The organism is Ruania alba, assembly GCF_900105765.1.
GTDB classification, from domain to species: Bacteria; Actinomycetota; Actinomycetes; order Actinomycetales; family Beutenbergiaceae; genus Ruania; species Ruania alba.
In genome coordinates this window covers 2,167,420-2,182,644 of record NZ_FNTX01000002.1, presented here as the reverse complement: position 1 = coordinate 2,182,644, position 15,225 = coordinate 2,167,420, and the positions used below count along the sequence as shown (strand labels likewise).

General features: G+C 70.3%; 13 protein-coding genes. 6 read left to right on the top strand and 7 right to left on the bottom strand.

Going from position 1 to position 15,225, the window contains the following annotated elements:
• A complete protein-coding gene (locus BLU77_RS20110; RefSeq protein WP_089775104.1) occupies positions 1-1,452 on the top strand; it encodes an NAD-dependent succinate-semialdehyde dehydrogenase in 1,452 nt (483 codons plus the stop codon).
• Positions 1,453-1,470: 18 nt separating this feature from the next.
• On the opposite strand, the gene BLU77_RS20105 is transcribed toward BLU77_RS20110, so the two are convergent.
• Both BLU77_RS20105 and BLU77_RS20100 read right to left on the bottom strand, forming a co-directional pair.
• Positions 1,471-2,238, bottom strand: a complete 768-nt coding sequence (locus tag BLU77_RS20105) for a biotin--[acetyl-CoA-carboxylase] ligase (protein WP_139177866.1) — start codon at positions 2,236-2,238, stop codon at positions 1,471-1,473.
• A gap of 84 nt (positions 2,239-2,322) precedes the next feature.
• On the bottom strand, positions 2,323-2,949 hold the full coding sequence (locus tag BLU77_RS20100; RefSeq protein ID WP_089775101.1) for an NAD(P)-dependent oxidoreductase: 627 nt from the start codon (positions 2,947-2,949) through the stop codon (positions 2,323-2,325).
• 83 nt (positions 2,950-3,032) lie between these two features.
• Between BLU77_RS20100 and BLU77_RS20095 the strand changes: the two genes are divergently transcribed.
• The 3 genes from BLU77_RS20095 (at position 3,033) to BLU77_RS20085 (ending at position 5,567) form a co-directional block, all read left to right on the top strand.
• Positions 3,033-3,596, top strand: coding sequence for a TetR/AcrR family transcriptional regulator (locus BLU77_RS20095; protein ID WP_089775099.1), 564 nt, complete (start codon positions 3,033-3,035; stop codon positions 3,594-3,596).
• Positions 3,597-3,699: 103 nt separating this feature from the next.
• The gene (locus tag BLU77_RS20090; RefSeq protein WP_245708964.1) at positions 3,700-5,298 is read left to right on the top strand and encodes an acyl-CoA carboxylase subunit beta; all 1,599 of its coding nucleotides are present in this window, start codon (positions 3,700-3,702) and stop codon (positions 5,296-5,298) included.
• Complete coding sequence (locus BLU77_RS20085) at positions 5,295-5,567, top strand: acyl-CoA carboxylase subunit epsilon (RefSeq protein WP_217632519.1); 273 nt, start codon at positions 5,295-5,297, stop codon at positions 5,565-5,567. The genes BLU77_RS20090 and BLU77_RS20085 overlap by 4 nt, the downstream gene beginning before the upstream one ends.
• A gap of 338 nt (positions 5,568-5,905) precedes the next feature.
• Here the strand turns inward: BLU77_RS20085 and BLU77_RS20080 are convergent, their stop codons facing one another.
• Entirely contained in the window at positions 5,906-6,778 is an 873-nt protein-coding gene (locus tag BLU77_RS20080) for a sugar phosphate isomerase/epimerase family protein (protein ID WP_089775097.1), read from the bottom strand.
• A gap of 267 nt (positions 6,779-7,045) precedes the next feature.
• Here BLU77_RS20080 and BLU77_RS20075 point away from each other — a divergent pair, with 267 nt between their 5' ends.
• Positions 7,046-8,731, top strand: a complete 1,686-nt coding sequence (locus BLU77_RS20075) for a DUF885 domain-containing protein (protein WP_089775096.1) — start codon at positions 7,046-7,048, stop codon at positions 8,729-8,731.
• A gap of 1 nt (position 8,732) precedes the next feature.
• On the opposite strand, the gene BLU77_RS20070 is transcribed toward BLU77_RS20075, so the two are convergent.
• The 4 genes from BLU77_RS20070 to BLU77_RS20055 are packed head-to-tail and all read right to left on the bottom strand — an operon-like array spanning position 8,733 to position 13,864.
• Positions 8,733-9,428 carry an N-acetylmannosamine-6-phosphate 2-epimerase gene (locus BLU77_RS20070; RefSeq protein ID WP_089775095.1) on the bottom strand — a complete coding sequence of 232 codons (696 nt, stop codon included), beginning with the start codon at positions 9,426-9,428 and terminating at the stop codon, positions 8,733-8,735.
• 4 nt (positions 9,429-9,432) lie between these two features.
• Positions 9,433-10,356 (bottom strand): ROK family protein, encoded by a 924-nt coding sequence (locus BLU77_RS20065; RefSeq protein WP_245708963.1) that lies wholly within the window; start codon positions 10,354-10,356, stop codon positions 9,433-9,435.
• A gap of 23 nt (positions 10,357-10,379) precedes the next feature.
• Positions 10,380-12,128: a hypothetical protein gene (locus tag BLU77_RS20060; RefSeq protein WP_089775091.1), complete on the bottom strand. Its 1,749-nt coding sequence runs from the start codon at positions 12,126-12,128 to the stop codon at positions 10,380-10,382.
• Positions 12,125-13,864: a DUF4127 family protein gene (locus BLU77_RS20055; protein WP_089775089.1), complete on the bottom strand. Its 1,740-nt coding sequence runs from the start codon at positions 13,862-13,864 to the stop codon at positions 12,125-12,127. Before BLU77_RS20055 ends, BLU77_RS20060 begins: the two co-directional genes overlap by 4 nt.
• 289 nt (positions 13,865-14,153) lie before the next feature.
• Between BLU77_RS20055 and BLU77_RS20050 the strand changes: the two genes are divergently transcribed.
• The gene (locus BLU77_RS20050) at positions 14,154-15,221 is read left to right on the top strand and encodes a LacI family DNA-binding transcriptional regulator (protein ID WP_089775087.1); all 1,068 of its coding nucleotides are present in this window, start codon (positions 14,154-14,156) and stop codon (positions 15,219-15,221) included.
• Positions 15,222-15,225: the final 4 nt, after the last annotated feature.

Genomic DNA, 15,225 nt, shown 5'->3' with positions numbered 1-15,225 from the left:
ATGTCACCCACCGAAGCGATCGCATCCGTACCCACCGGCCTGTTCATCGGCGGCTCCTGGCGAGACGCGGCCCGCACCATGCCGGTGGAGAATCCGGCCACCGGAGAGGTCCTCACCGAGGTGGCCGACGCCAGCCCGGACGAAGCGATGGCCGCCCTGGACGCAGCCGCTGACGCGCAGGCCGAGTGGGCCCGCACCCCGGCACGTGCCCGCAGCGAGATCCTGTACCGCGCCTTCGACCTGCTGCACGCGGAGGTCGACCGGCTCGCGCTGATCATGACGCTGGAGATGGGCAAACCCCTCGCGGAGTCCAAGGGCGAGATCGCCTACGCCGCCGAGTTCTTCCGCTGGTTCGCCGAGGAGGCGGTGCGGCTGAACGGCGGGCACATGCCGGCCCCCGCGGGCGGAGCCCGGTTCCTGATCAGCAAGCAGCCGGTGGGGCCGTGCGTGCTGATCACGCCATGGAACTTCCCGATGGCGATGGGCACCCGCAAGATCGGCCCAGCCATCGCTGCTGGCTGCACGAGCGTGATCAAGCCGGCCGCACAGACCCCGCTGAGCACTCTCGCACTCGCCGAGATCCTGCACCGCGCCGGCCTGCCCGGTGGTGTGGTCAATGTGGTGACGACCTCCCAGGCCGACGAGGCGATGAGTCCGCTGATCCTGGACGAGCGTTCCCGCAAGCTGTCCTTCACCGGATCCACCGGCGTGGGCAAGCACCTGCTGGAGCTGGCTGCGAAGACGGTGATGCGGACCTCGATGGAGCTCGGCGGGAACGCCCCGCTGATCGTCTTCGACGATGCCGACATGGACGCCGCGGTCGCGGGGGCGATGGCGGCGAAGCTGCGCAACATCGGCCAGGCCTGCACGGCGGCGAATCGCATCTTCGTGCAGTCCTCGGTGGCGGAGGAGTTCACCCGGCGCCTCACCGAGGAGATGGCCGCCCGCCGGATGGGCCCGGGCACCGAGGAGGGCGTGACGATCGGGCCGCTGATCGACGATCGTGCGGTGGAGAAGGTCACCAGCCTGGTGCGCGAGGCTGCTGACGGCGGAGCCAAGGTGCTGCTCGGCGGGGTGCCTGAGATCTCCGGCACCGGGCACTTCTTCCCCGCCACCGTGCTCACCGACGTCCCCGACGATGCCGAGATCGCCCACGCGGAGATCTTCGGCCCGGTGGCTGCGGTCAGTACCTTCGAGACCGAAGAAGAGGCGATCACCCGCGCCAACGACACCCCGTACGGGCTGGTGTCCTACGTGTTCACCGAGTCGCTGCGCCGCGGCCTGCGGGTCTGCGACGCGCTCGAGGCCGGCATGGTGGGCCTGAACCAGGGCGTGGTGTCCAACCCGGCGGCGCCGTTCGGTGGGGTGAAGGAGTCGGGGCTGGGCCGCGAAGGCGGGCTGACTGGGATCGACGAGTTCGTGGAGACCAAGTACATCGGCATCGCCGACTGAGGCGGCCGGGTCGGGTGCTCAGCCGGCGCGCACGTGGGTGACGTCGCCGGCGAGCACCACCTGTTCGTTGCCGTCGTGGGTGCGCACCCGCAGTGATCCGTCGGGCTCCAGGTCCAGCGCCTCTCCCTCGAGCACGGCTCCCTCCGGGAGGTCGATCCGGACCTGGGTGCCGAGGGTGAGGCACGCCGGCGCCACCACCCCGTGCGGATCGGCACCGGCTTCCCAGTGCGTGAGCAGCTCGGCCAGCTGGTCCCGGATCGCCTCCGCGAGCCGCTCGGCCGGTGCCGTCACGCCGAGTTGGGCAGCCGTACCGGCCCACGGCACCGGGAGGTCGGCGCCGTCCAGATTGATCCCGATTCCGAGCACCACGCCCGAGGCGTCCGGGAGGACCTCGGCGAGCAGTCCGCCCACCTTGCGCAGGCAGCCCCACTCGGGCAGCACCTGCGTGCCACCCAGATGCACGACGTCGTTCGGCCACTTCAGTCCGCACGGCACCTCGTGCGTACCCTCCGCACGCAACACCTGCACGACGGCGTCCCCCGCCAATAGGGGCAGCCACCCCCAGTCCTGGGTCGGCCGCCCGGGCCGGACGAGGATGGAGAAGGTCAACGCACTGTGCTCGTCGGTGGACCAGGTGCGCCCGGACCGCCCCTTGCCGGCATGCTGGCGGCGGGCCAGCAGGGCGGACAGGTGCGGCCAGTCATCGGGGTTCGCACCTGCGCGGGCGAGCAGCTCGGCATTGGTGGAACCGACGTCGTCGACGATCTCCAGCGGGCGGATGGCCATGGCACCAGGGTGCCACCACACCTGCGGCACTGCACCATTCGATCGGGGAGGTGTCACGAGGCGGACGCCGGGCCGGTGACTTCGTCAGGCGGCCACGGACACCACGGTGCGGACCGCCGTCGGGTCCGCCAGCAGATCGCAGAGCGCGACCGCGAGATCGCTGCGCCGGATCGAGTAGCGCCACCGCACGTTGCCGTCACGCCGCTGGCGGTAGGAACCACGGGGCGCACCGTCGCGGAGCATGGGTGGCCGCACGATCGTCCAGTCCAGCGCGGTAGCGTGCACGAGTCGCTCGGTCTCGGCGAATGCCGCGTTCTCCTCACGCAACACTCGAGCAAGGATGGGTTTGGCCAGGTAGCGGCCGAGCGGATCGTCGCCGTCCACCACCCACCCGCTCGCGGTGACGACCAGGCATCGATGGACACCGGCGTCAGCGGCCGCGCCGAGCACGGCCTCGGTGATGGCCGACTGGACCCGCTCATCTTCTCCCTTGACCGGTCCGACGCACGAGACCACGGCCTCGACGTCGGCGAACGCTGCGGTAAGCGCGTCCACGTCGCGCCCGTCCGCGACCGCCACGGCGTCCGGCCGCAGTGCTGCGAGGCGGGCCGGCTGCCGGACGACCGCCGTCACGTGGTGACCACGATCCTGCGCGGCGCGCACCACCTCGGCACCCGTGCGCCCGCTGGCTCCGACGACTGCAATCTTCATCTGCACTCCTTGGGGGTTAGTAAGTATTCACTCACCACTAGACTGGTGCGACCGATGTCGGAAGTCAAGAGTGAGGAGCACCCGTGAGCACGCGAGACCGGATTCTCGACGCTGCTGCCACCGTGCTGCGGGAGCAGGGCATCGCACGCGCCACCACCAAGGAGATCGCCCGCGCGGCCGACTGTTCAGAGGCTCTGCTGTACAAGCACTTCGCCGGCAAGCACGAGTTGTTCCTCGGCGTCCTCTCCGAGCGCGCCCCACGGCTCCCCCAGCCGGACGAACTCGTGGGCACGCGCATGGTGCGGCAGAACCTGGAAACTCTGGTGAGCCGGCTCGTGGACTTCTACGTCGAGTCGTTCCCGATGTCGGCGTCGATCCTCGGCTCGCCCGACCTGCTCACCGCGCACCGCGCCGGCCTGCGTCGTCTCGGCGCCGGACCGACCGCACCGGCACGCCAGGTCCAGGCGTACCTCGACGCCGAGATCGCCCTGGGCCGGGTCGATTCGGGCGTCGATACCCACGCTTTGGCGCGCACGGTGACCGGTGCGGCGCTCTTCGAGGCGTTCCTCGCCGTCTATGAGGGACACAGCAGCGTGCCTGACGCCGAGGGGCGGGCCCGCGGCATCGTCGCCTCCGTCCGACTATGACCCGGAGCGACGCCGTCGTTGTGGCGACCCTACAAATCCGACACGCTCATGCGAGACCCTGGCGTGACGCGCTTGGCGACCAGGCACAACTACAGTGCTCTAGGTGAGCACCTCCGAATCCGCAATCGACACGTCCACCACGGCCGGCAAGGTCGCCGATCTGGAGCACCGCACCACGGAAGGCCCCGAGCGGTTGGCTGAGATCGCCGTCGAGAAGCAGGGCGCGCGGGGCAAGAAGTCCGCCCGTGACCGGATCGAGGCTCTCCTCGACGAGGGCAGTTTCACCGAGCTGGACGCCTTCGCCACACACCGGTCCACCAACTTCGGCATGGGCGCCAAGCGCATCTCCGGGGACGGCGTGATCACCGGGTACGGCACGATCGACGGCCGCCAGGTGTGCATCTACTCGCAGGACTTCACGGTCTTCGGTGGCTCCCTGGGTGAGGTGCATGGGCAGAAGATCACCAAGGTGATGGACCTGGCGATGCGCACCGGGGTGCCTCTGATCGGCATCAGCGACGGCGGCGGCGCCCGCATCCAAGAGGGCGTGGCGGCGCTGACGCAGTTCGCCGAGATCTTCCGACGCAATGTCGCCGCCTCCGGGGTGATCCCGCAGATCTCCCTCATCCTCGGCCCCAGTGCCGGGGGTGCGGTCTACTCCCCCGCGCTCACCGACTTCATCGTGATGGCCGACCAGACCTCGAACATGTTCATCACCGGACCGGACGTGATCCGCGCCGTCACCGGTGAGGACGTCGGGTTCGAGGAACTCGGCGGGGGGCGCACCCACAACGAGCGCTCCGGGGTGGCCCACTACCTGGCCGCCGACGAGGACGACGCCTTCGACTACGTCAAGGCGCTGCTGCACTACCTCCCCACGAACAACCTCACGGACCCGGAGACCTTCAACGCCCCCGCCGACCTCGAGGTGACCGAGGAGGACGAGGCGCTGGACGCGCTGGTGCCTGATTCGGACAATCAGCCCTACGACATGCACACCGTGATCGAAACGGTGCTCGACGACGACGAGTTCCTCGAGGTGCAACCGCTGTATGCGAAGAACGTGGTGGTCGGGTTCGGGCACGTGGAGGGCCACCCCGTGGGCATCGTGGCGAACCAGCCTCAGTCCATGGCCGGCACGCTCGACATCGCCGCCGCGGAGAAAGCGGCCCGGTTCGTGCGCACCTGCGACGCGTTCCACATCCCGGTGCTCACCTTCGTGGACGTGCCCGGCTTCCTGCCCGGCACCGACCAGGAATGGAACGGCATCATCCGCCGGGGCGCCAAACTGATCTATGCCTATGCCGAGGCCACCGTGCCGTTGATCACCGTGATCACCCGCAAGGCCTACGGAGGCGCCTATATCGTGATGGGCTCCAAGCAGCTCGGCGCAGACCTGAACATCGCCTGGCCCACGGCGCAGATCGCCGTCATGGGTGCCAGTGGGGCCGTGAACATCCTGCAGCGCGGGGCATTGAAGAAGGTGGCCGAGGACGGCGGGAACGTGGAGGCCGAGCGGGAGCGGCTGGTCGGTGAGTACGAGGAGGCGATCGTGAACCCGTGGGACGCGGCACAGCGCGGCTACGTCGATGCGGTGATCAAGCCGTCCGAGACCCGGCTGCAGATCGTCAAGGGTCTGCGGGCGCTGCGCACCAAGCGGGCCTCGCTGCCGGTCAAGAAGCACGGGAACATCCCGCTGTGACCGGGCAGAACGGTTCGAGCCACAGCAACGGCCACTACTCCGGGCTCGGCGAGATCGGTGCGGACCTGGTACGCGTGGTCAAGGGGGAACCGGACGAGGCCGAACTGGCTGCGTTGGTCGCCGGGATCGTCGCCGCTCGCGCCGCTGCCGCGCACGAGGAGATCGACGACGGGACGCACACAGCGCTATGGACCGACCGTGCCCATCAGCTCGGGAGAGCCTCCGGCCCGGGCCGCGCCGCCTGGCGCTGGAGCGCGATGCCGCGCTGACCCACCCCCGGTAGGTGCCACCCGCCGTCGCAACGGAGGGTAGGTGCCACGGTCTGTCGCAACGGACCCACTATCCCGACGACGACCGGCACCCAGCCACGCCGTCACCCCAGGTAGGTGCCACGGTCCGTCGCTACGAACGCGTCATCCCGACGACGACCGGCCCCCAGCCGCACGCCCGCCCCGGTAGGTGCCACGGTCTGTCGCAACGACCGCGCCAACCCGACGACGACCGGCACCCAGCCGCACCCCTCGCCCCCGGTAGGTGCCACCCATCGTCGCAACCGGCCCACCACAACGACGACGACCGGCACCTACACCGGGTGCCCGGCACAGCCTCAGAACATCTCGCCGAAGCCCAGATCAACCAGGTGGTCGTGGGAGGAGGCCAGCGACTCGAACGGGTCCCGGCCGTAGGTGTCGTCCTGCTCGATCAGCAGGTGCGCGGCGCCGGCCTCGACCCCGGCGGTGACGATCGCCGCCCAGTCGAGGGTGCCCGACCCCACTTCGGCGAACTGCACCGGCTGGGCCATGTGATGGCCGAACCCGGACCGGTCCCCGCCAGCGAGCGCGTCGAACGCTTCCGCCGGTGGAAGGGAGACGCGGAAGTCCTTCAGGTGCACCAGGTCGACCGATCCGGCGAAGCGCTGCAGCGTCCGCACCGGATCGTGGCCGCCGCGCTGCACCCAGTGCACGTCCAGCTCCAGCCACAGGCTGGGCGCCTCGCTGCGGATCGTCTCGAGCACCTCGCGCCCGTCCAACCGGGCGAACTCGAGGTGGTGGTTGTGATACGAGAGCCGGATTCCGTCGTCGGCGAGGCGGCGGGCCATCACCTCAGTTTCCCGACAGAACGCCAGCAATGAGGGCGCGTCCCGGAGCGCGAGCGCCGGCAGCATACCGATCCTGATCCGGTCGGCTCCGAGCCGCCGGGCGTGAGCCACTACCTCGTCATAGGAATCCACCAGGGAAGGGTTCGCCCCGCGGGACGGCTCCATCGTGCCCGACAGCGCCGCGTACTCCACACCGCGCTCACCACGAGCCCGCTCGAAGCTGGTCATGTTCTCGTCGCTGAGCGGAACCTGCGAGATCTCGATGTTCGACAGACCGATCTCGGCCAGACGTTGCAGGACACCGTCCAGACCGATCCGGTCCACCTCCCCGCGAACGGTCATGAGCTGGACACCGAGCCGCGGATTCTCCTGATTCGTCATGGTCGCCAGTTTGGCATCGGGGTCCCCGGCCGTGGGAAGCGGTTGCCCTCTGTTGCCCACCCGGAGTCACCCGTCACCCGCCCGCGCCGAATCCCCTTTCTGCCGCCGAGTCCAGCTGCGGACGGGTGGAGGGGGATTCGGTGGCGGAAGAGGGATTCCTCTCGGGTGGGCATCGGCGAAGGACCGCCGGGGCCGGGTGGACCCGGCGACCAGGGCAGTATCAGATTTCGGTGGGAAGGTGGTTGGCCGGAGCGGTACCGTTCCCGCATGACCGGCACCCCAGGTTCACGCCCGCGCACCGCCACCGACGCTGTCGCCGACGATTACGTCCGCACGCTCACCGAGCTCAGCCCGATGTTCGCCACCGAGGTCGGGCTGCCCGGCCGCGAGGATGCCCTCGACGACCATTCTCCCGACGGTCTGGCCGCCCTCACGCAGGCCGCGTACGACACCCTGCGGGCGCTGGACGCCGTCACCCCGGCCGACGAGGTGGACCGGGTGACCCAGCACGCCATGCGGGAGCGTCTCGGCCTGGAGATCGAGCTGGCCGAGGCCGACGAGCACCTCGCCGACCTGAACGTGATCGCCTCCCCGGTGCAGAGCATCCGGGAGATCTTCGACCTGATGCCCACCGATACCCCCGAGGCGTGGCGCACGATCGCCGCCCGGATGCAGGCGGTGCCCGGGGCGGTCGCCGGCTACATCGACTCCCTCCGCCTGGGTGCCGCGCGTGGCCGGATGGCCGCGGTCCGCCAGGTGGAGGCCGGGATCGAGGAGGCCGAGGGGCTCGCCGGTGCCGAGGGGTTCTGGCAGTCCTTCGCCGACGGCGCACGCATCGATGGTCACGAGCCGCCCCCGGAGGTGGTGGCCGCCCTGGCCACGGGCGCCGAGGCCGCTCGCGCCGGGTACGCGGCACTCGCCGAGGCGCTCCGGGAGCTGGCGCCCCTGGCCCCGGCGCGGGACGCCGTCGGGCCGGAGCGGTACGCCCGGTTCTCCCGTACCTTCCTCGGCGCCGAGGTGGACCTGGACGAGACCTACGAGTGGGGCTTGGCCGAGCTGGAGTCGATCATCGCCGAGCAGCAGGTGCTGGCGGAGCGGCTCAGCGGTCCGGGCGCCAGCATCGAGCAGGCGATGGCCGAGCTGGATGCGGACCCCGCCCGGACCCTGCACGGCACCGAGGCGCTGCGGGAGTGGATGCAGAGCACTGCCGACGAGGCCGTCGCAGCCCTGGCCGGCACCCAGTTCGACGTCCCGGACCCGGTGCGCACCATCGAGTGCTGCATCGCCCCCACGGAGAGCGGCGGGATCTACTACACCCCGCCCAGCAGCGACTTCTCCCGCCCCGGGCGGATGTGGTGGTCGGTGCCGCCGGGGGTGACCGAGTTCGCCACCTGGCGGGAGAAGACCACCGTCTACCACGAGGGGGTGCCGGGCCATCACCTGCAGATCGGGCAGACCGTGTACCGGGCGGACGCCCTGAACGACTGGCGCCGGATGGCCTGCTGGGTGAGCGGGCACGGCGAGGGCTGGGCGCTGTACGCGGAGCGGTTGATGCAAGACCTGGGATTCCTGGACGACCCGGCCGATGCGATCGGGATGCTCGACGGGCAGCGGCTGCGCGCCGCCCGCGTGGTGATCGACATCGGCGTGCACCTCGGCAAACCGTGCCCGCCTCAGTGGGGCGGCGGTACCTGGGACGCGGAGAAGGCCTGGCCCTTCCTGGACGCGAACGTGAACATGCCGGAGGGGTTCAAGCGGTTCGAGCTGAACCGCTACCTCGGCTGGCCTGGGCAGGCGCCCTCGTACAAGGTGGGGCAGCGGCTCTGGGAGCAGCTGCGCGACGAGACTCGCGCTCGAGAGGGCGCAGAGTTCGACCTGGCGCGCTTCCACCGCCGTGCCCTGGACGTGGGGTCGGTGGGCCTGGACACGTTGCGGACCGCGCTGCTCGGCTAACTCAACCGTCCGTGCCGGGTACTGCCAGTGCCTCGGTGAACCAGCTGGTGATCGTGGTCGGATGCGTGATCGCGGTGCCCACGCACACGGCGAACGCCCCAGCCGCGAGCGTCTCGGCAGCCTGCGCGGGCGAGTGGATCCGTCCTTCGGCGATCACCGGCACGTCGAGTCGGGCGGCCAGATCCTCGAGGAGCGCCAGGTCGGGACCGTCAGTGCGCGGTCGTTCACCGGTGTAGCCGGCGAGCGTGGTGCCGATGAGGTCGGCACCGGCCTCGACCGCCCCGAGCGCGTCGCCGACCGATCCGCAATCGGCCATCAGCAGGGCATCGGAGCCGTCCCGGAACTCCGCGATGGTCTCGGCGAGGGTACGTCCGTCCGGTCGGGGCCGTCGCGTGCCATCCAGCGCCACCACCTGCGCACCGGCCCGGGCCACCGTCAGGGCGTGTTCGAGCGTGGGCGTGATGAATACGCCGTCGTTGCCGTCCTTGATCAGCCCGATCACCGGAACGTCGACGGCGGAGCTCACCTGCCGTACGTCCTCCTCGCCCTGCGCACGAATGGCCGCCGCTCCCCCGGCCACGGCGGCCTGGGCCACCTGGGCCATGGTGCGCGGGTCGCGCATGGGTTCGCCGGGGTAGGCCTGACAGGACACGATCAGCCGGGCGCGGAGCTGGTCGAGCAGTGCAGTTCGGTCCATCGGTCTAGGTCTCCTTCACCTGGTCCCAGGCGCCCCGGGCGGCGCCGAGGATCGCCCCGTCGGCGAGCTGCGCGCGCCGCACCGGGAGTTGCGCGAGTGGTTCGGCCAGCTCGCCGCGGAACGTCGATTCCATCGTCTGCCACCACAGCGCGCCGGCTCCGGCCATCCCGCCGGTGATGATCACCGCGTCCGGGTCCAGCACTGCCGCGGCTCCGGCCATCGCACGCCCGAGGGCCGTGGCGGCGGTCCGGACGGCCCGGATCGCGGTCTCCTCCCCCGCCTGTGCGCGGGCGACGACGTCGCGGGTGTCCGGGCTGTGCGGGTCGCCCCCGGAGGCGAGGTAGTAGCGGTGCAGTGAGGGCCCGGAGGCGAGCGCCTCCAGGTGCCCGAGGCGTCCGCATGCGCAGCGCAGGCCTTCGGCCCCGGGGGTCGGCATGTGGGCGACGTCGCCGCTCATCCGGTGCGCGCCGCGGAGCACCTGGCCGTGCCGCACGACCGCACCGCCAACCCCGGTTCCCACGGCGATCAGCAGCACCGTGTCCAGGCCCGCGGCGGCGCCGAGCCAGACCTCGCCGGCGGCGTGTGCGTCCACGTCGTTCTGCACGTGTACCGGCATGGCTCCGAGCGCCGGCACCCGGGCACGGAGGCCCGCGGGGACGGCGGTGCCGGCCCAGCCGGGGAGGATGTCGGTGGCCGCGACGATCCGGCCGGAGGGCACGTCCACGACGCCGGCGGTACCGATCCCGACCCCCCGGACCAGTGCGTTCACCGACCCGGCGAGATCGGTGACGAGGGCTGCGACGGCATCCAGCAGGGCCGCCGCGCCCCCGGCTGCCGGGGTGGGCACGGCTGTGCGGGTGAGCACCTGCCCGTCCAGGTCCACCACGGCACCGGCGGTCTTGGTGCCGCCGAGGTCGACACCGATCACGACGTCGCTTCTTTGGGCGTCTGTCATAGGCGGGCCCCTGGCCGGCGCCCCGCCGCATCTCGCCAGTCCGGCGGCGCCTGGGGGTGAGCGCCGGCCGCCGTACTCGTCGTGTCGTGCGTATAGCCGACGGTGGCGAGCATGCCCAGACCGTTGTGTGCGATCGGAAGGGTGCCTTCGGTGAGGATGCACATGTTCTCCTCCACGTCGCCATCACCGTCGACGTCGTCACGGTCCACCCCGGGCAGTGCCATCGGCGCCAGCGTTCGGTGCTGAATGGCCACGATGGCGTAGTCCTCGGCGGAGATTAGCCGCTCGTAGGCGTTGGCGAACTTCGTCGAGACGAGGCGGGCGCGCACCTCGGCCAGGATGCCGAAGCCGACGATGTCGTAGTACTTGACCTCCGCCGTCGTCAGCTCGGTGCCGGAGGAGCGGACGTACCCACCGAAGGACAGGTGTGAGTCGTAGTCGGAGAAGGTGCCGGAGACGTCGGAGCCCTGGTTGTCGTCCGAGTAGTACGGGTCCACGAGGTGTGTCTCACCGCCGCCCTCGCACTCGAGCGGGTCGGTCCGGGATGCCGTGTGTTCGCCGGGGATGCTCGTGTAACGCACGTAGTGATCGCCGACGGCGGCTGCGCCCGCGCCCTCGTCGTCATGCAGGTCTCGCTCATAGCGGTACAGGGAGGCCATCGCGTACTCGATCATGTCCGTTCCGAGGGAGCCTTCGGAGGGCAGGCCGTCGACGTAGTCGCAGGATCCCTTCCGGTGCCAGCGGTTGTCCTGGCAGTCCGCGCTGTTCGCCGACATCGCCACGATCCGGTTCTGCGCCGTGGCCGGCGAGTCGAAGTCCGCGGTGTACCAGTCGGTGCCCAGGTCCAGACCTGTCTCGAGGAACGCCCGACCGTCCGCGGCGGCCGCCGCATAGCGGCCGTCGGTGCTGCCCACCGTGCTCTCCAGCTCGGCGAGGAACTCCACGGCGGTCATGTTCCACAGCGACATCGTGGCGAACAGGTTGTTCCAGCTGGACACCTGGTCGAAGAAGCCACCGGGAGGTGTGGTCGGCTGCCCGGCGTCGTCCAGGAACGGGTGCGCTCCGTAGGGCTCGTAGTAGTCCCGGGGATCCTGCATCCGTCGCAGGAACTCACCGATCTCGACGGCGGCACTCGCGTACGCCGGCTCGTCGGTCAGCTCGTGAGCGGCGAGCAGGGCACGTCCGCAGGAGGCGTTGCCGAAAGTGGTGTAGTACAACTGGCTGCCGCCGAGCGAGCTCGCCACGGCGCCGTCGAACAGATCGTCGCGGTCCGGGTTCGGATCGACCTGGTAGGCCAGCACGGCGTCTGCGAACTCGGCGATCGCGTTGCGCTCGTCCAAGTACAGCGAGGTCCGGCCCTGCCATGCGGCACGTGCCGGGAAGTACCGGGAGAGGAACTCCAGCGAGGCGCACGCCGCCGTGCTCTGCTGCACGTCCACCTCCAGGCACGGGTCGCTCTCGGTGCAGGAGCCGATCGACTCGCCGTACACATACCGCAGCTTGCGCATCAGACCATTGCGGTTCTCCCCGTCGTCCCGGCGCAGGATCCAGCTGGCATAGGCGTCCAACGCCGGACCACTCGAGGAGGTGGCCTCGAGGTCTGTGGTCTCGAACGTGGAGCTCCCGGAGGACGCTGGTGCGGCCGCGGCATTCGCCGGCCCGTCCGTGGGCGTGCCGCTCGCGACACCCAGCAGTGCCGCGAGCAGTCCGGTGGCCGCCGCTGCGTGCCACCGCCGCCGGCTCATCGTCCGGTCTCCGTGATCAGCTCCGGCTCCGCGGCGAGCTCACCGGTGCGCAGCCAGGGCAGGAAGATGTTCCATTCGCCCACCTCGCGGGCGCTGAGGGTCAGGGGCTGACCGTCGACCGTGCCGACCGGACGCGGGACGTCGGCGAAATGGTCGTCGAAGATCATCTGCGCGTACGGCGTGGTGTGCTCACGCGCGTAGGCGTCGATCTTGTCGTAGTAGGTGGCGATGATCTGCGGGTTCGGCTCCCCGAGCGCGGAAGCGTAGGCCGTGGTGTCGGCCCGCACATAGTTCCGGTAGGCGTTCGTCTGCACCCACTCGGAGAGGGTCAGCTCCACGGTGTGCTCGGCCGCCTCACGGAGCAGCGCCGTGCGCCACGCGGCGATCGGGCCTGCTGAGGACTGCGCACCGCCCGGCCCGAGGTCACCGGCCTCGGCGCGCTGCAGCAGGGCATGGCGGCTCAGCGACTGGGAGATCGGGATGCCGATGTTCCACCCGGAGTAGGAGTCGAGACTCCCCCGCTGGATCTGTTCGTCGAGCAGGTTCATCAGGCGCAGATCGGTGTGGCCGGCGATGGCGTCGTCCCCGAGTGCGACCGTGTGCCCGTCCTCGAGATAGTCCGCCACTCGGTCGGCGAACGGTGCGACCGAATCCTGATTGCCTCCTGTGTTGGCCATCAGCACGAGGTCGGCGTCGTCGACATCCCCGGTGATCCGGCCCCCGATGGTGTGCACGTATCCGTGGATCAGGTCCTGGTAGCGGATGTTCTGGTATGGGGCCGTCCAGTCTGCACCGTGCACGCGGGAGTACTCCACGTAGACGGCGGGTTCCGTCCCGGCCTCCTCGACGGCGATCTTCGCCAGCAGCAGGGAGGAGACGACGTCAGCACCCGGGTAGAGCACCACCCGATCCTGCACGCCCAGCTCGGCGATGCGCGCCGCGAGTGCCTCGGCCTCCGGCCGGTGCAGCCCGGTCCCTGAGGCGTCGTCCTGGCCGATGATCAGGTAGTCGTATATTCCTTCGGCCGCCCACTCGATCATCCGCAGGTTGATCCGGTGGTTGCGCGCCCGGGTCTCCAGGTAGTCGGTGCGCACCTCCTCGGGAATCTGTGCCTCGAGCTCCTCGAGTCGGGGGCGCTTCTCCTCCTGTCCGAGGTTCTCCACCTCGGACAGCACGGTCGCCCAGTGCCGGATCTCGGTGCGCCAGGGCCCTTCCGGGGTGAGTCGCATGATGGTGTCGAAGGCGTACAGGCGCTCGTCCGGGTTCTCCTCGCGGACCTGCCGTACCGCCTCCAGGTTCGCCATCGCCTGGTCTTCACTGACCGCGCTGTCCCGGGAGTGCAGCAGTCCCCCGTAGGCGAGCATCGGCAGTGCGACGATCGTGTCGTCGGCCTGCTCGGCCGCGCGGGTCAGCCATTGGCCGGCCTGCGCTCCGTCGCCCGGGGTGAAGTGGCGCCCGAGCACGTCCGACTCGGGCGTGGTGACCTCGTACCCGGCGCCACCGCCCAGCTTCAGCGGGGCGTACCAGGTGTAGGGGCGGTCGTCGAGCGGGAGCAGGGCGACCTCGCCGAGGCTGTTGTTCCCGGCTGGGCGCCCGTCTCCCTCCCAGACCGTTCGCGAGTCCGGAACCGGCGTTGCCGCGGCCGGCGCCGCGGCAACCACCAGCGATGCGGCCAGCGCTATCCCCAGGGCGCGGCCGGCGAACGTACGGACGGGTCGTCTCGATCGAAGCTTCATCAGAACTCCTCGCGTTGGACAGCGGTGTCGGTACGGGTACTGTCGCTGCGAGGGACCACCGGCGGTGATGGCCGCCCGCCGCGACCGTTCGCATCAAACAGAGTCATTCGTAAAACTGCAAGAGATTGCTCGGCCGTCTCGTCGGCGCCGCAGGGCGAGATCGTGGCTCAGCACGGGAGTTATCAGCACACTCCTTGACGCAGTACGCGAGCCGAAGATCGCAGAGTCATCGAGAATCAACGGCTCGACCTCTTGCAGTTTTACGCAAAACGCTATTCAGTGGGCGACCATGACGACGACACGCCACGAGAGCGGCCGCCGCTCAGGCTCGTCTCGTCGGCCCACCCAGGCCGATGTGGCCCGCCTGGCCGGTGTCAGCCAGACCACCGTCTCCCTGGTGCTCAGCGGCTCCGGTGCCGCGCAGCGCCGGGTCGGCGAGGAGGTGAGCGAGCGCGTCCTGCGCGCCATCGAGCTCACCGGCTACGTCGCGAACCCCGTGGCGCAGTCGCTCGCGGGTGGACGCACATCGATCATCGGCGTCTACACCTATGAGCCCGTGTTCCCGCACGATGCGGGCAACTTCTACTACCCCTTCCTCGAGGGGATGGAGGACGAGGCGCAGCGCCTCGGCGTGGACCTGCTGCTCTTCACCTCGATGGCACCGTCACACCGCGGGCTCACCGGCGGGTCCGGGATCCGGCGCCTGCGGGTGGCCGACGGCTGTGTGCTGCTCGGACGCCACAGCTCGCCCGACGATCTCGCCGAGCTCGTCCGGCAGGAGTTCCCGTTCGCGTTCGTCGGGCGTCGGGAGACCCCGGCCGGGGAGGTCCCGTTCGCGGGTGCGGCGTACCAGGATGCCACCGCGAGTGTCGTCGAGCACCTGCTCGAGCTGGGGCATCGGCGCATCGCGCTCGTGAACGAGTACACCGGCCACGAGTCGGTCGAGGACCGTGCCCGCGGGTACCGCCGCGCGATGGCCGCGGCGGGGCTCCAGCCCGTCACCTTCGACCAGGGCGATCGCGACGCGGGCGACCTGCTCGATGCCCTCCGCGCCAGCGGCATGACCGCCGCGGCTGTCTCCTCCGACGTCGTCGGGAGGCTCCGACGTGCAGCGCTGGACCGCGGCCTCACGGTCCCCGGTGACCTCTCCCTCGCCCGGCTCGGCGACCCCGAGATCCGCGAAGACGCGGACGTGGACTGGACCGGTTTCCTCATCCCGCGGATGCAGATGGGCGCTGAGGCACTGCGCATCGTCGCCCGCCGACTGGCCGGCGACGAGGACACCGACGCCCAGGTCTTCATCCCGTGCACCCTCGTCGACGGTTCCACCGCAGGTCCCCTCGCACCTTCGGCCTGAGGGC

What these genes read in the sequence shown, in the direction of transcription:
- BLU77_RS20060 (WP_089775091.1), bottom strand. Translation starts at nt 12,128, where the DNA reads ATGAGCCGGCGGCGGTGGCACGCAGCGGCGGCCACCGGACTGCTCGCG.
- BLU77_RS20055 (WP_089775089.1), bottom strand. Translation starts at nt 13,864, where the DNA reads ATGAAGCTTCGATCGAGACGACCCGTCCGTACGTTCGCCGGCCGCGCC.
- BLU77_RS20100 (WP_089775101.1), bottom strand. Translation starts at nt 2,949, where the DNA reads ATGAAGATTGCAGTCGTCGGAGCCAGCGGGCGCACGGGTGCCGAGGTG.
- BLU77_RS20070 (WP_089775095.1), bottom strand. Translation starts at nt 9,428, where the DNA reads ATGGACCGAACTGCACTGCTCGACCAGCTCCGCGCCCGGCTGATCGTG.
- BLU77_RS20050 (WP_089775087.1), top strand. Translation starts at nt 14,154, where the DNA reads ATGACGACGACACGCCACGAGAGCGGCCGCCGCTCAGGCTCGTCTCGT.
- BLU77_RS20080 (WP_089775097.1), bottom strand. Translation starts at nt 6,778, where the DNA reads ATGACGAATCAGGAGAATCCGCGGCTCGGTGTCCAGCTCATGACCGTT.
- BLU77_RS20075 (WP_089775096.1), top strand. Translation starts at nt 7,046, where the DNA reads ATGACCGGCACCCCAGGTTCACGCCCGCGCACCGCCACCGACGCTGTC.
- BLU77_RS20105 (WP_139177866.1), bottom strand. Translation starts at nt 2,238, where the DNA reads ATGGCCATCCGCCCGCTGGAGATCGTCGACGACGTCGGTTCCACCAAT.
- BLU77_RS20110 (WP_089775104.1), top strand. Translation starts at nt 1, where the DNA reads ATGTCACCCACCGAAGCGATCGCATCCGTACCCACCGGCCTGTTCATC.